We start from the raw sequence: 15,195 nt of genomic DNA on the forward strand, positions 1-15,195 counted from the left end.
ACTCACTTTTTTATCCTTTTTAGTATATTAACAAGCTATGTATCAGTTTTTTCACAAAACAATTCTACATGGTCTTCTGTTACTATGCAACAGAGAAATATTTCCATCAGTAAAGAAAAGAATATTCCTAGTTTTAAGCTTAACATCCAAAACCTAGCTTCTCAATTAAAAAATGCGCCTAAAAAAAGTAATCAATTTTTAAATAAAACTGCAGGAGTAATAGTTGATTTTCCTTCGGGAAAAGATTCATTTACAAGCTATAGAATTACAGAAAACAATGTGCTTTCCGATAAATTAGCAGAAAAGTACCCTACTATAAAATCATATCTAGGTGTATCTGTAAAAAATCCTCTTGAAAAAATATACTTTTCTATGGACGAAACAAGCTTCCATGGAATGATTCGGAACCATAAAAAAACATATTATATTAACCCTTCCGAAGAAAAAAATGACCTCTATTATTTTGTAGAAAAAACTGCTGTTAAAGCTTTTGGCTTTGAATGCAAAGTAGAAGGAGCGCTAAAAACAAGTACTTCAAAAAAAGACACACAATACAGTCTTAAACCAGTAGACGATAGTCAGCTTAGAACCTATAGACTTGCACTTGCTTGTACCGCAGAATATGCTAAATTTCATACCGACAGAGCTGGAGTAACAAACGGAACAGAAGCACAAAAAAAAGCGGCTGTACTTTCCGCCATGAATACCTCGGTAACAAGAATAAATAGCATTTATGAAAACGATTTGGCAATTAACTTACAATTAATTGACAATAACGATGCGCTTATTTTTTTAGATGCTGCAACCGATGGCCTTACCAATGGCGACGGACAAGCGCTAATTGATGAAATCCAAGATGTAATAGATTTAAAAGTTGGTTTTGCAAATTATGATATTGGACATGTTTTTAGCACAAGTCCAGGTGGTGGCGATGGAATTGCCCAACTGGCTTCTGTTTGCACCACTAATAAAGCCAGAGGAGTTACTGGTTATGTAAGTCCTGTAGGAGATGCTTATGATGTAGATTTTGTTGCCCATGAAATTGGTCACCAATTTGGAGCCACTCATACTTTTAATAATTCGTGTAATTCAAATAGAAGCGGCGCTACTTCTGTAGAACCTGGAAGCGGATCTACAATTATGGCATACGCAGGAATCTGTCCAAGTAATGTACAAGGAAATAGTGATGCTTATTTTCATGCAATAAGTATTTCTCAAATTTGGGATAATATTACGCAAGGTACTGGAACCTGTGCAACCACCACTCCTATTAACAATACAGCACCAGTTATCTCCCTTCTAACTAACTATACAATTCCAGCAGGAACTCCTTTTGTATTAGACGCTGCAGTAACAGATGGAGATAACGATGTTTTAACCTATTCTTGGGAGCAACAAAATAATGAAATTTCTGTACAGCCTCCTCTGGCAGATGCAGATGAAGGTCCATCTTTTAGATCGCTCCCACCCTCCTTATCTTCTAAAAGGTATTTCCCAGAAGAAAGTGCCCTTTTAAACAATAATTTAGCAGCAACTTGGGAGGTTATTCCTACGGTTTCTAGAACGCTAAATTTTTCGCTTTTAGTAAGAGATAACAACACTAATGGAGGACAAACAGCAAGGAGCGACCTCTCTGTTTCCACAGTAAAAACAAGCACTCCTTTTGCAGTAACTTCTCAAACAACTCCAGAAACTTTACAAGGAGGTTCTGTTTATAAAGTTACTTGGAATGTTGGAGAAACTAATAAAATTCCTATCAGCACAAGCTTTGTAGACATTTATCTCATTCTTAATAACGATTTTGAAAATCCAATTCCACTATCCGAAAACACCAAAAACGACGGAGTTAAGCAGGTGGTAATTCCTGGTGATATTACTACCTCCAATGCCCGTATTATGGTAAAGGCTTCAAATAATATATATTTTGCGCTAAATGAAGCCACCTTAAGTATAGAGGCTTCCAATTATGCGCTTATTTTTGAAACCTTAGAATACAATATATGCAAACCAAATAGCTTATCCATTCCATTTACCTATAATAGTTATGGAACTTTTGCTGAAACTGTAACATTTTCAGCAACAAATCTTCCTACTGGATTAACAGTTAATTTTAATGAAACAGAAACTTCTGTAAATGGCACCTTAATTGAAGCGACTATAACAAATACTGATAATTTAGTTGTAGGAATAAACGACTTTACAATTGTAGCTACTGCTGAAAGTGGAGAAACAAAAGAATATCCAGTAGAACTATCTGTTTTTGAAGACTCATATGATGCCATAAATTTAATTGCTCCAGTAAATCAAGCCACAGAAATTCCACTCCAAACAGTTTTAAGTTGGGATGAGTACTCTAACGCTAATAGTTACAATCTTCAAGTCTCTAAAACTTCAGATTTTAGCTCCATAATTGTGTCTGAAACGTTAACCGCAACACAATATCAGCCTACAAACTTAGAAGAAACCACCACGTATTATTGGCGCATAAAACCAATAAACGCCTGTGGCGAAGGTAGCTTTGGCGCTGCGTTCTCTTTTTCAACTGTAAATATATCATGTGGAGATTACACCAACAACTCAACATATTACATCTCTAATTCAGGATCCTCCACAACAGTCTCAAATCTTAATATTGTAGATAATGGTATTTTAAACGACATTACTGTTACCTTAGATATTTCCCATACATGGCTAGAAGATCTAACCATTAGTTTAATTTCTCCTTCTGGAACTGTTATTACACTACTCTCTCAACAATGTGGAGAGAGAGATAACATAGCGGCTTCTTTTAACGACTCTGGGAGTATTGTAACATGCTCAGCCTCTGTCCCTACATTATCTGGAACTATAAAACCACAACAACAATTACAAGCCTTAAACGGAGAGCCCATAAAAGGAATTTGGAAGTTAAAAGTAGACGATGCTAATGATGAAGATGGAGGAAGTATTAATTCCTTTAAAATTGATCTTTGTATTAATGGAGATTTTGATTTAGACACAGATAAAGATGGTGTTTTGGATAGTGAAGACAACTGCCCGAACACCCCTATGGGAGCAAAAGTGGATGTAAATGGTTGTGAGATTTTTAATCTCCCTATAAATAATTACCAAATAAAACTAACCGACGAGAGCTGTATTAATAGTAATAACGGTAATATCTCCATTGAAGCTACGCAAAATTACAACTATACCGCAACACTTACAGGCAATGGTGTTGATACTTCAAATACATTTAAAACAACTACCGAATTTACTAATCTAAGTTCTGGCACCTATAAACTATGCTTTACTACCGATGCAAGCACTAGCTACAAACAGTGTTATGAAGTCAACATTAATGAACCACTTCCTTTAAGTGTATTCTCTAGAAGAAATTCAACCGAAAATAAAATTTCATTGGACTTATCTGGAAGTGATCTATTTACCATCGAATTAAACGGAGAAATTTCTAAAACTAATAGAAGCTCCATAGAACTTTCATTAAATAAAGGAATTAATAGACTAAAAGTTTATACTGATAAAGAATGCCAAGGACTTTATGAAGAGCTTATTATTAGCACTGGAGACATTGCTGTTTTTCCAAATCCTTTTACTACTGAAGTAACTATTTACACCCCTTCTCCTAATACAAAAACTGAAATAAATATTTTTAATATTACAGGAAAATTGGCAACTGCAATTACTAAAAATAGTGATGCTAATGGCCAAGTTAAACTCAACCTATCCCAACTTACAACAGGGATGTATATGTTGAATGTAACTAATGGAAAAAATATTAAAACCCTAAAAATACTTAAAGAATAAAAGCATGACAGTAAAGAAATATCTATATAGTATTGTATGTATTTTGTTTTTTGCCAATTGTGGTGGCGGGGGTGATGATGGACCAGCGCCATTACCTCAACCTCCAACTGCTGCCGAACTTGTATTCCCTTTGGAAAACTCTGAATGTACCGAAGGTGTAATTACAGCCTCCAATCTCAGCACCAGCACAATTACTTTTGAATGGGAATTAGCCGAAAACACCGACTCATACGAACTTACTGTTACCAATTTAAACACAAATAATTCTGAAACATTTACAAGCCTTTCAGGATTTCAAGAAGTAACATTAAACAGAGGAGTTCCATACTCTTGGTATATTACTTCAAAAAACTCAGAAACGCTTGAATCTGCAAAAAGTGCTATTTGGAAATTTTACAATGCTGGAGAAGGCGCAACTAACTATCCACCATTTCCTGCCGATTTACTAGAACCAACTTCTGGTTATACCGTTTACAGCACCAACAGTAGTATTTCATTTTTATGGAAAGCTTCAGATATAGATAATGATATTTTAAGTTACAGCTTATTTTTAGGGACTAATAATCCTCCAGACAATAGCATCGCTACAAATATTTCAGAACAAAACTTTGTATACGCAACTCCAGCAGTAGGCACTTACTATTGGCTTATAAAAACAGAAGACGCCAATGGGAACATTTCTACTTCCCAAGTTTCTGAGTTTAAAATAGAATAAACAAGCACAAATTAGGTGTTATTAAAAGCATTCATGGTATTATTAACCCCAGCAGTACCAAAAGATTTGATTAACTCTTTAGATTTCTCTAAACGCTCTTTCATTTGAGATTCTTCCTCCTGATTCCATTCTCCAAGCACATAATCAACTTGGCGACCTTTAGAAAATTCGGCTCCTACACCAAAACGAAAACGCGAATAATTTGTTGTTCCTAACTGCGTTTGGATATCTTTTAGTCCATTGTGTCCGCCATCACTCCCTTTAGTTTTTACTCTAATGGTACCAAAAGGTAAGTTAATATCGTCTGTAATTATTAATATATTCCCTAGAGGTATTTTTTCTTTGGTCATCCAATATTTCACAGCCTTTCCACTAAGATTCATATAGGTACTTGGCTTTAAAAAAATAAAAGTTCTCCCTTTGAATTTATAAGTTGCTGTTGCCCCTAATTTATTAGTCTCAAAAGCAACCGATTCTTCATCAGATGCAAAAAAATCAAGTATTTTAAAACCTATATTATGCCTAGTATTTTCGTACTCAGCACCTATATTACCTAAACCTACTATTAAAAACTTTTTCATTAAATCTATATCTTCTATTTCTTTTTCTGAAAAGAATTTCTTTAAAAATTGTAACATCCCATTGGTTGGTTATACTACAAAAATAAAAAAGCACCTCGAAAAAGAGGTGCTTTTACATCTATAAAAGTTGAATGCTTACTCAGCTTTAGCTTTACCAGCAGCTTTTTCTTCTTTAGCAGCATCTTGAGCAGCTTTCATTGCAGCACGAGATACTCTAACTTGACAAACTACTGTATTCTCTGGGTGCATGATTTTATAATCATCATTTCCAACAGCTGTAACATATAATTTGTTACCGATTTCTAATTTAGAAATATCAGCATCAATAAAATCTGGCAAGTTAGCAGGTAATGCTTTTACCTTAAGTTTACGCTGATTCATACGTAAAACACCCCCAGCAATAACCCCTGGTGAATTTCCTATTCTTCTTACAGGAATTTCCATAGTTACTTCTTTATCATCAAATAACTGATAGAAATCGATATGCATAATTGCATCAGAAACTGGGTGGAATTGAATATCCTGTAAAATTGCATTGTACGTATCCCCGTTATCTAATGAAATAACTACTGTGTGCGCATTTGGAGTGTACACCAAGTCTTTAAATGCTATTTCTTCAGCTGAAAAGTGTAATGGCTTATCCCCTCCGTATAATACGCAAGGTACCTGTCCAGCATTACGTAAGGCCTTAGTTGACACTTTGCCCACGCTTTCTCTTTGAGATCCTTTAATTGTAATTGACTTCATTATATATAAAAATTAAATAATTTACATTAAAAATTTCGAGCTAATAGAAGTATTATGGTGCACTCTATGCATAACATCTGCAAATAAATCTGCACAACTTAATACTCTTACTTTATCACTCTTTTGTTTTGGCGGAATTGAATCTGTTACGATTAACTCCGTAAGCTTAGAATTTTCAATTCTTTCATATGCATTTCCCGAAAGTAATGCGTGTGTACATATTGCCCTAACACTTAAAGCCCCTCTTTCCATCATCAAGTCGGCAGCCTTTGTTAGCGTTCCTGCAGTATCCACCATGTCGTCTACCAAAACAACATTCTTTCCAGTTACATCTCCAATAAGCTCCATGTGGTCTATTACATTGGCTTGTTTACGCTGCTTGTAACATATAACCACATCAGAATTTAAAAATTTAGAATATGCGTAAGCTCTTTTAGAACCTCCCATATCTGGCGATGCAATTGTTAAATCCTCCAAATTAAGACTCTTTAAATATGGTAAAAAGATAGTAGATGCAAATAAATGATCTACTGGCTTTTCAAAGAACCCTTGGATTTGGTCTGCATGAAGATCCATTGTAATAATTCTGGTTGCTCCTGCAGATTCTAATAATTTAGCTACTAATTTAGCTCCTATTGGAACTCTAGGTTTATCTTTTCTATCCTGTCTTGCCCATCCAAAATAAGGCATTACAGCAGTAATGTGTCTTGCTGATGCCCTTTTAGCAGCATCCAACATTAATAACATTTCCATTAAATTTTCTGAACTTGGGTTTGTTGAGCCTATTATAAAAACTCTAGTCCCACGTACAGACTCTTCAAATGATGGTTGAAATTCACCATCACTATACCTAGTAAAAGATACTATCCCCAAATCTGTTCCAAACGCTTTTGCAATTCTCTCTGCTAAATCTTGACTCTGAGTACAAGAAAAAATCTTTGGATCTGGCACCGAATATGGCATTGTAATATCTTGTTTAATAGTTAATTATCGCTATCTCATGTAAAATGAGGTGCAAATTTAGAAATTTATTCCAACTCTTAAAGCATTTTGTTACTATTTTTAGCTTGAAGATTGAAAATATTTTATAGTTTTGCATTCCGAAATTGATAGAATTACTATTTTTCTATTCTATTAATTCAAGAATAATGCTCGAGTGCCTGCCTGCGGTAGGCAGGGCGGAATTGGTAGACCTGTCTGCCGACAGGCAGGCGCGCTTTAAATTATTGACCATGATTACAGTATATGCAATATCAAGTTTAAAAACTAATTACATATATGTAGGAATGACAAGCAATCTTAAAGAACGCATTAACAGGCACAATTCAGGAAGAGAAAGAACAACAAAATTTTATCTTCCATTTGAATTAATTTTTTCTGAAGTTTGTAACGACAGAAAAGAAGGACGAATAAAAGAAAAGTATTGGAAATCTGGAATAGGTAAAGAGAAATTAAAAGCTCTTAGAGATTCCACCAAATAATGCTCGAGTGGCGGAATTGGTAGACCTGTCTGCCGACAGGCAGGCGCGCTTTAAATTATTGACCATGATTACGGTATATGCAATATCAAATTTAAAAACTAATTACATATATGTAGGAATGACAAGCAATCTTAAAGAACGCATTAACAGGCACAATTCAGGAAGAGAAAGAACAACAAAACCTTATCTTCCATTTGAATTAATTTTTTCTGAAGTTTGTAACGACAGAAAAGAAGGACGAATAAAAGAAAAGTATTGGAAATCTGGAATAGGTAAAGAGAAATTAAAAGCTCTTAGAGATTCCACCAAATAATGCTCGAGTGGCGGAATTGGTAGACGCGCTGGATTCAAAATCCAAATTTGAGAAGGGAAAAAAAGTATGCCGAAGTGGTGGAATTGGTAGACACGATGGATTCAAAATCCATTGCTCACAAGGCTTGCGGGTTCGATTCCCGCCTTCGGTACTAAAAAAGCTGAGATGAAAATCTCGGCTTTTTTTATGACTTGGTACAACATAGGTACAACATTTTGCTATTTTGAAGGCAACATTTTTATTGATGTTAAATTCTTCTATTTGTTTTTAAACCCTATGAATTTACTATCAGAATAATAAACTTTATCTAATCACGACCTTACTTCTTCGTAAGGGAAGTTTATTATCATACAATATACACGCAAGGTAAACTCGTAAAATACTTCCATCAAAAGACTACGGCATAAAGCCAACGCTTCTTCCCCTACTCATTTATTCCGTTTCCTTTTGAGCCAAGATTTTATCTTCCGTTTGGTTTCTGCTCAAATATTGTTTAATCAAAAATTTGAGTATTATGACAACAAAAGCGAGTACCACAAAGAAGCGCAGTAGAGCGAAATCTACTGCCAAGAAAGAAGTAAATGGAAAGAAATCCAAAGCACTTCAAATTCAGAACTTACCGTTGGGTAAAATCAAGCCTGACCCAGAACAGCCGAGAAAGACGTTTAACGAAGATGCGTTAAAGCAGCTATCTGAGAGTATCGAAAAGCACGGTGTGTTGCAACCAATCACGGTAAGGCAACTAAATGACCATTATGTCATCGTGATGGGCGAACGCCGATATCGTGCAAGTAATTTGGCTGGAAAGAAGACCATACCCTGTATCGTGAGGACTTATAAAAACAATGATGTTCTTGAAGTTCAGATTATCGAGAATCTGCAAAGACAGGATGTCGAGCCTACCGAAGAAGCCGAGGCGATTGCTTACCTAAGCGAGAAATACGCACCTACTGAAATTGCAAAGCGATTGGGAAGAACGGATAACTTTATCAGACAGCGACTTAAACTGGCTGGATTGATTGACGGTTTTAAGCACTTTGTCCGCAATGGCGAAATGACGATTTCCTTAGGTGTTGGTGTTGCGCTATTTGAACCGGAAGAACAGCTGATGATGTTAGAAACGATGGGCGAAGATTTTAATGCACATCAGATAAACAGGATGATTAAAGACCAGACCTATGATTTGGAAAAAGCATCCTTTGATGTAGCGGACAAAAAATTAGTCCCAAAAGCTGGGTCTTGTGTAGAATGTCCGTTCAATGCGGCCAATCAAGGCAATCTGTTCGGCGAAGGTCAAATGGTCTGTACAAAAGCAGCTTGTTATGAGACCAAGAAGAACAAGTCGTTCTTGAACCTCATTGAGAAATCGAAGAAAGAGAATATTTTGATGATTCCCGAAATAAGGAAGTATTGGGCGGATGACAAAAACAATCAATTAATCATTTCCCAGTTGGAAAAGAACGGATTGAAAGTCTATTTACTGGATGATGCTGAAATTATAGAAAATCCAATTGAACCTACAATAGAGGCAATTAAGAAAGAATACCAACATTATGACTATTCTGAAGATGAATTAAAAGCCGAATTTGAAAAAGCGTTGCAAAATTACAAAGAAGCATTGGAAGAATACAATTCAGCAAATGAAAATGGGTTTACAAATGGCATTTTGTTTCATCCCAAAACTTACAGGAATAAAGAGGTCTTTGTAAAAATTGTCGAAAAATCAAAGAACGATTCTACGGAATATTCGGCACCATTGGCCAACAGAAAAATGGCAGATTGTACACCTGAAGAACAAATCGTAAAAATCAACGAAAGGGAAATCCGCAAGAAGCAAATAGAGAACAATAAGCAATTTGAGGAAGTTGTGCAGATGATTCGTGAGACGAAATACATTGATACAAAGAAGACACTTTCAACAGATGAAATGGTCGCATTCTCGATATCACTATTTGAAAACAACGTGGACTATATGAGCCAGCAGAAGTATTTCTCAAAATTCCTGAGCGACACTTCAAAGATGACCAGAGTTGAAATGGTAGAGAATTTCAAGAAGAAGTTCAAAAAGGAAATCTTCCATAAATTGATACGGTATATGCTCACGAGGCAAGTGCATTTTGGCGAAAGCAATCACGTCAATAATCTTACCAACATTTCATTTTATAATGCGATACAGGGATATTATAAATCCAAGATTGCCGGCATAGAAAAGGAATATGCCGAAAAACGAGACAAGCGTGAAGCACGTTTGAAAGAGCGCATCACGGTTCTTGAAAAGCAAATTCAGGAACTCAACGATTAGCTTTTGTTGTTTGAAGAAGGGTCGGCATTCGTGCTGGCCCTTCTTCTTTTTTATGATAGTGTTTTGAAAGATGGGTTCTTAAGGAAGGGGTTATCAATCAATAGTTAGTGCAAAGGTAAACTCGTAAAATACATCCATCAAAAGACTACGGCATAAAGCCAACGCAACTTCCTACGCTTATTTATTCCGTTTCCTTTTGAGCCAAGATTTTAACTTCCGTTTGGGTACTGCTCAAATATTGTTTAACTAAAATTCAAAAGCTATGTATTTACAAAATTTGCAACAGGATGAAATCTTTGTTCCATCAGAAATGAAATCCTTAAAGAGTCTGACACAGATGGAATCTCGAAGAGGGCTTGAAAATGCTATTATCTCAAATGGCAAAATTGTCAACGTGGTATCGAACAGTTACGGACACATTCCGAATCAACTATTCTTCAAGAATGCTGAAGAAATGTTGACCGATGCACAGCTAAACTTTCATAAACGAACCATCAACAAAAATGATAGGTCGTTCATTACCGACTTTATCATCGACGACAAAAGCCAGTTTACGGTCAAGAACGATAAAGATTTGATACTGCCGATGCTTCGGTTCAAAAATTCCTATGACGGTAGTGAAAAGACCTCTGGTCACTTTGGATTTTATAGAGAAGTGTGTTCAAATGGCCTGCACGTTTCCCAGGCAGAAATTGAGTTTTCAATCAAGCACAGTAAGAACAACACGCATTTGATTATGCCGAGGCTGAACAATCTATTTGATAAATTTCTGGACAATGAATTTTATACCATTACCAAGAAATTCGACAAGATGAAGGAATGTAAAATCATCGATACACAAGAATTTGTGAAGGCCATTCTTGACAAAACGAAATTGTTCAGATATGAATGTAGCGACAATAACAGCGCCCCTTCAAAAAAGTCTCGTGAAGTCATAGAAATCTTGAACTATGAAGCCTTGTTGCTCAATGAAAAACCAAATCTCTGGTTGGGCTATAATGCGTTTAATTCAGTACTTCATAATGTCTTAAAGAAAAGCTTTGGCCAACAAGAACGGTTGGATAAAAAGCTGTTTGATGAAGTCTATGATATGGCATAAATTAAATTAAGGTTTGTCCAGTACCTTAAACTGGATTTTTAGTAACAATTGATTTTTTGAAGAACATTCTTTTTCACTAACAATTATGCTAATTGCAATAACCAACAAGCCCGCAATTTTAAATTGCGGGCTAAAATACTTGCGTACCTGCGGATAGAGAGAGATTCGAACTCTCGGTACAGTTTCCCGTACGCCTGATCTTCAATCAGGTGCCTTAGACCACTCGACCATCTATGTTTTAAAGAAGTTTTACCCCTTTTTTGAAACAACAGGCTTTAGAAATGTGTTTAGAAAACCGTTTGTTGTCAGATTATGTAAGCCTAACAAGTTGGCTATTTCTTTAGTACTTGATGCAGTAAAACCGGAACTGTTGATCCCATCAACAAATCTTCTTAAAGTAATTTTTAACGAAATTAAGGATTCTTCGTCAATAACTCTAGTATTTGCGCTAGTGTTCACATTCCAGCCTTTTATATTTGGTGGTTGAATTGTTACTAAATTAAAACTTGCTGCTTCACCATATAGTTTCTTAAACCACTCGCCTGAGCCCAATAACTGATTAATGTTATCTCTAGTGATTTCACCGTGTATAGCTCTAGATTTGGCCTCTAAAACTAAATAATGATTTCCAGTCATTACCCAAAGGACATCAGGACCGTTACCAAATTCTGCTTCTGGTTCTTGAGTATGAAAACCGACTAGTCTTCCAACTTCTGCCAAGGCGTTTTCAAATTTTGTATGTGGTATGTCCGGACTGAACTGAAGATCATCCAATAGACTTTCTAAATACAATTTAAAATCTTGGGATGTTTCATATCTTTTTATGAAATTGAGGACTTGTGTCGCCTGCTCTACACTTGCCATTATTTTAGTATAACTATGTCCGTTCTTTGACTGCAACATATGTGAGGCCGTCTTTGCTGCTTTTATTTGTAAATCGTTAGATTTCGGGATATTATCTAGATAGAGATAATTGGCTGCTTTTTCAAAATACCAACCTTTCTGTTTTTGGGTTAAATCAATTGTATCAACTATCTCATCCAAGATTATTTTTGAAGCTCCTTCGTGATTCCGTCTTCTGAAAAGGTCTATGGCCTTTGACTCGGTATCGGCAATTTCCAAATTCTTAATAACCCGCTCATCGGTTTTGTCAGTCTCCACTTGCGAAAGTATTCCAGAATGGTACTCGCGCCAACTCATATCTTGCACAAGACATAATTTAGCGGTATCTCTAATTGTTTTTAGGGCATTATCGTTTGATTCATCATCTAATAGTGATAGACCCAGTTTGAGTTGTTTCCGTGTTACTGGTGTAAAATACTGTAGATTCGATTTGTTTCCTAAAAACTGTAATAAATCCTTCCCCATTAGAAACACCGCGCAATAATCACTGCCAGACCTTACAGCTCTGCCTAGACCCTGCTCAATAATTTGAGCCTTTAGGGAAGATTTTACAGACTCTAGACGTAACTCTGCATATAACTGTTCATACGAACTAAATGACGGGTAGCCGTCCAATATCAAAATCCTGCACATATCGCCATTCAAATCTACACCATCATAACGATTCACCAGAACATTCAACGATCCCTTCTTGGATTTTAAACTGGCTATATCCTTATTGATGTTATCTTTTTCAATAATTTCTGCGCCAATATCTTCCCACTTTTCAGCTCTATTTGCAGAAGGTGTTAAAACCATTACATTTACGCCAGAATCTGCATATTCTTTAGCCAAATCCATTATCTGCTCGTCAGTTATCCTCGAATCGAATCTTTGTGGGGCAAGAATCAATCTTTGACCAACGTCCTTACGATCCTTGGGAATCAAGGCGTTTTTGATACTATCGATATCAATACCTAAATCCTTTATCAAATCAATCTGGTCTTCAAATGTAGCTGAAAGTATGTACCTATGTTTTGCTTCGTTAAAGGCGCGTACATTATGAAATGGCACATAAGACGGTGCGATTTCAATACCTCTTGGTCCCACATAGCAATCATAAGATTTTAAGTCGTCCGCTATCAAACCCCATTTGAACATCAGCTCGCTGTCTTCACTGAACTCGCCTATAAGATGCACAAGTTCATCTAAACGCGTGAGCCAAGCCCAGTAAGGTACTTTAAGTATCTTAGCATATGGATCGCCATCAGTTAACCTATGGTAAGTTCCTGGTGCTTGATACTTTAATTCATCATTGAATAATTTTAGTAATCTTTCGGCAAGTTCGTGACCGAATGGAATGTTTATGGTGGTGGCTTGCCTAGCTTTATCAAGGCATACGTGGGCATCATCGAGAACAATAGAGCCGACATCGATATTATCCCTATCAAAAATAGAGCGTGAATTGAAAAGCTTTTGAAACGTGCATAACAGAATAGCTTTTGAATTTAAAAAGTCATCAGGAAAAACACTTCTTTGCCCTTGATATTCAATTTCACAAACGGGTATTCCATATAAATCCGCTTGCAACTTTGCCTGTTCTAATAGTTGTTTGTCTGGACATAAATATAAACTTGGACCGACTCCTTCAATCATTTTTGAGTGCAACATCAATAAGCTTACAAGCGTTTTTCCAGAACCTGTATTCATTTTACACAAAACATCTCGTTGGTCTCTTATACTATGCCAGGAGTTTAATACCTCTTCTTGTATTCCTCTTAAATATGCATATCCTTCCTTATGGAACAAATTTTGAAATAACTCTATGGGTTCAAAATTTAATTCCTTTGGGGATGTATCTTCTAGTTTTTTCTTAAATATATTCATCGACAATTTTGTTCTATTATCATTTAATTAACAAAGGTCTTAAAAATTTATCAAGTGATGGGCTATCATTCTTTAATTAGTTAAAAAGTGAGTTAGAATGAATAATTTATTTTTTTAAATTATTAAGCCCATTCCCCTACACTTCGCGAAAAGCTACATTCCGGAAAAAGCGCTTCATTACACAAGGTCTTGGACACAATTTCAAAGTTTCCGATTTCCATAACGCTAAATCCCCCAAAAGCGGAAAACGTCAATCTACATCTTTGAAATTAAGACCGCTTTAAACTCTACTAAATAGGATAATTCGTTTTCATAATCCGTTCAGCACATTCCCCTACATTCCGCGAAAAGCTACATTACGGGAAAAGAGCTTCTCTAAAAAGGTCTTGGACATCATCCACAATTTCAGCTTTCCATTTCGTTAACCCTTCCCGCGATGCTGGGAAGGAACACTTCATTCCCGAGCCAAAATCGTGAATTAAGTCCGCCTTCTTGAGCGGAAAGTCATCGCCTCAGTTTTCTTAACAGAATTTGCGGCGAAGTCTTCTTGAGCCTTCACTCGAAAATTCTTAAAAACCGAACCGCTGCCTTACACATTTTAAGGGGTTTATAATGGATAAAGCCTTTGTTGTTTTTCGGGGCGTCGAAAAACAGGCACGACATAACCAATTCTAATTTAACCACAGCTACTTATCTCGCTTAAGTACCGGTACGCTCAAACGCAACTGCGTTTAAAAGAATTGCTAATGCCCTTATGGAACTTGTCAAGACTGTACAAGTTTTAATGAAAAATAAGGCTTCTACTTCCTTGAAACCCGCCGAAAAAGGCAGGTTTGCTACGTCGCAAACACACCTGATTTGTTCCCTAAAAGTCTTGACAAAACCCACTCTATCCATTGTGCTGTGCACAGAAGAAAAGAACAAACACCCCTTAAAATTTAATCTGTTTTAAATCAATAGGGGAAATATAAATCACTTAAATATTTAGTTATGAGTACTATTAGAAATCACGTACAGTTAATTGGAAACGTTGGTCAAGAGCCAACCATTACGAACCTTGAAAGCGGTAAGAAAGTAGCCCGCTTTTCACTCGCTACTAACGAGTATTACAAGGACAGCAAAGGCGAAAAGCAAACGGACACCAATTGGCATACCGTAGTGGCCTGGGGAAAGACCGCTGAAATTGTTGAGAAATATGTCGAAAAGGGCAAAGAAGTAGGAATCACAGGGAAACTAAAGACCCGAACCTACACGACCGATGATGGCAACCAACGCTATGTAACGGAAGTCGTAGCCGATGAAATCCTTCTACTTGGAAGTAAAAGCGATAAGTAATCTTCAAAATAAAGAGGGCGTTCCTCTCGAAAGTTGCGCCCTCTTTTTC

The 15,195-nt window shown here is 36.2% G+C and carries 11 protein-coding genes and 2 tRNA genes; 8 read left to right on the forward strand and 5 right to left on the reverse strand.

Going from position 1 to position 15,195, the window contains the following annotated elements; all coding sequences use genetic code 11:
* The first annotated feature begins 84 nt into the window (after window positions 1–84).
* A complete protein-coding gene (locus tag JOOMADRAFT_RS01625) occupies window positions 85–3,804 on the forward strand; it encodes a reprolysin-like metallopeptidase (protein WP_169313482.1) in 3,720 nt (1,239 codons plus the stop codon).
* A gap of 4 nt (window positions 3,805–3,808) precedes the next feature.
* Entirely contained in the window at window positions 3,809–4,519 is a 711-nt protein-coding gene (locus JOOMADRAFT_RS01630) for a hypothetical protein (protein ID WP_008610909.1), read from the forward strand.
* An 11-nt stretch (window positions 4,520–4,530) separates the two neighbouring features.
* On the opposite strand, the gene pth is transcribed toward JOOMADRAFT_RS01630, so the two are convergent.
* The 3 genes from pth to JOOMADRAFT_RS01645 form a co-directional block, all read right to left on the reverse strand.
* Entirely contained in the window at window positions 4,531–5,157 is a 627-nt protein-coding gene (pth, locus tag JOOMADRAFT_RS01635; protein ID WP_008610910.1) for an aminoacyl-tRNA hydrolase, read from the reverse strand.
* A 78-nt stretch (window positions 5,158–5,235) separates the two neighbouring features.
* A complete protein-coding gene (locus JOOMADRAFT_RS01640; RefSeq protein WP_008610911.1) occupies window positions 5,236–5,847 on the reverse strand; it encodes a 50S ribosomal protein L25/general stress protein Ctc in 612 nt (203 codons plus the stop codon).
* Between the two features lie 21 nt (window positions 5,848–5,868).
* The gene (locus JOOMADRAFT_RS01645; protein WP_008610912.1) at window positions 5,869–6,810 is read right to left on the reverse strand and encodes a ribose-phosphate pyrophosphokinase; all 942 of its coding nucleotides are present in this window, start codon (window positions 6,808–6,810) and stop codon (window positions 5,869–5,871) included.
* Window positions 6,811–6,995: 185 nt separating this feature from the next.
* Here JOOMADRAFT_RS01645 and JOOMADRAFT_RS01650 point away from each other — a divergent pair, with 185 nt between their 5' ends.
* The 5 genes from JOOMADRAFT_RS01650 to JOOMADRAFT_RS01670 all read left to right on the forward strand — a co-directional run bounded on the left by JOOMADRAFT_RS01650 (window position 6,996) and on the right by JOOMADRAFT_RS01670 (window position 11,042).
* Window positions 6,996–7,328, forward strand: coding sequence for a GIY-YIG nuclease family protein (locus tag JOOMADRAFT_RS01650; RefSeq protein WP_008610913.1), 333 nt, complete (start codon window positions 6,996–6,998; stop codon window positions 7,326–7,328).
* Between the two features lie 7 nt (window positions 7,329–7,335).
* Window positions 7,336–7,641 carry a GIY-YIG nuclease family protein gene (locus JOOMADRAFT_RS01655; protein ID WP_008610914.1) on the forward strand — a complete coding sequence of 102 codons (306 nt, stop codon included), beginning with the start codon at window positions 7,336–7,338 and terminating at the stop codon, window positions 7,639–7,641.
* Window positions 7,642–7,709: 68 nt separating this feature from the next.
* A tRNA-Leu gene (locus JOOMADRAFT_RS01660) sits at window positions 7,710–7,792 on the forward strand.
* A 363-nt stretch (window positions 7,793–8,155) separates the two neighbouring features.
* Window positions 8,156–9,943: a ParB/RepB/Spo0J family partition protein gene (locus JOOMADRAFT_RS01665; protein WP_008610915.1), complete on the forward strand. Its 1,788-nt coding sequence runs from the start codon at window positions 8,156–8,158 to the stop codon at window positions 9,941–9,943.
* Between the two features lie 262 nt (window positions 9,944–10,205).
* Window positions 10,206–11,042: a DUF932 domain-containing protein gene (locus tag JOOMADRAFT_RS01670; protein ID WP_008610916.1), complete on the forward strand. Its 837-nt coding sequence runs from the start codon at window positions 10,206–10,208 to the stop codon at window positions 11,040–11,042.
* A gap of 150 nt (window positions 11,043–11,192) precedes the next feature.
* On the opposite strand, the gene JOOMADRAFT_RS01675 is transcribed toward JOOMADRAFT_RS01670, so the two are convergent.
* Together JOOMADRAFT_RS01675 and JOOMADRAFT_RS01680 are read right to left on the reverse strand one after the other, a co-directional pair.
* Window positions 11,193–11,277 (reverse strand) — tRNA-Phe (locus JOOMADRAFT_RS01675).
* A 14-nt stretch (window positions 11,278–11,291) separates the two neighbouring features.
* Complete coding sequence (locus JOOMADRAFT_RS01680; protein WP_008610917.1) at window positions 11,292–13,811, reverse strand: DEAD/DEAH box helicase; 2,520 nt, start codon at window positions 13,809–13,811, stop codon at window positions 11,292–11,294.
* A 990-nt stretch (window positions 13,812–14,801) separates the two neighbouring features.
* On the opposite strand from JOOMADRAFT_RS01680, the gene JOOMADRAFT_RS01690 reads away from it, so the two are divergent.
* Window positions 14,802–15,146: a single-stranded DNA-binding protein gene (locus JOOMADRAFT_RS01690; RefSeq protein WP_008610918.1), complete on the forward strand. Its 345-nt coding sequence runs from the start codon at window positions 14,802–14,804 to the stop codon at window positions 15,144–15,146.
* The last annotated feature ends 49 nt before the right edge of the window (window positions 15,147–15,195 follow it).

This window comes from Galbibacter orientalis DSM 19592 (assembly GCF_000260115.1).
In the GTDB taxonomy this organism is placed as follows: domain Bacteria; phylum Bacteroidota; class Bacteroidia; order Flavobacteriales; family Flavobacteriaceae; genus Galbibacter; species Galbibacter orientalis.

What these genes read in the sequence shown, in the direction of transcription:
- JOOMADRAFT_RS01625 (WP_169313482.1), top strand. Translation starts at nt 85, where the DNA reads ATGCAACAGAGAAATATTTCCATCAGTAAAGAAAAGAATATTCCTAGT.
- JOOMADRAFT_RS01630 (WP_008610909.1), top strand. Translation starts at nt 3,809, where the DNA reads ATGACAGTAAAGAAATATCTATATAGTATTGTATGTATTTTGTTTTTT.
- pth (WP_008610910.1), bottom strand. Translation starts at nt 5,157, where the DNA reads ATGTTACAATTTTTAAAGAAATTCTTTTCAGAAAAAGAAATAGAAGAT.
- JOOMADRAFT_RS01640 (WP_008610911.1), bottom strand. Translation starts at nt 5,847, where the DNA reads ATGAAGTCAATTACAATTAAAGGATCTCAAAGAGAAAGCGTGGGCAAA.
- JOOMADRAFT_RS01645 (WP_008610912.1), bottom strand. Translation starts at nt 6,810, where the DNA reads ATGCCATATTCGGTGCCAGATCCAAAGATTTTTTCTTGTACTCAGAGT.
- JOOMADRAFT_RS01650 (WP_008610913.1), top strand. Translation starts at nt 6,996, where the DNA reads ATGCTCGAGTGCCTGCCTGCGGTAGGCAGGGCGGAATTGGTAGACCTG.
- JOOMADRAFT_RS01665 (WP_008610915.1), top strand. Translation starts at nt 8,156, where the DNA reads ATGACAACAAAAGCGAGTACCACAAAGAAGCGCAGTAGAGCGAAATCT.
- JOOMADRAFT_RS01670 (WP_008610916.1), top strand. Translation starts at nt 10,206, where the DNA reads ATGTATTTACAAAATTTGCAACAGGATGAAATCTTTGTTCCATCAGAA.
- JOOMADRAFT_RS01680 (WP_008610917.1), bottom strand. Translation starts at nt 13,811, where the DNA reads ATGAATATATTTAAGAAAAAACTAGAAGATACATCCCCAAAGGAATTA.
- JOOMADRAFT_RS01690 (WP_008610918.1), top strand. Translation starts at nt 14,802, where the DNA reads ATGAGTACTATTAGAAATCACGTACAGTTAATTGGAAACGTTGGTCAA.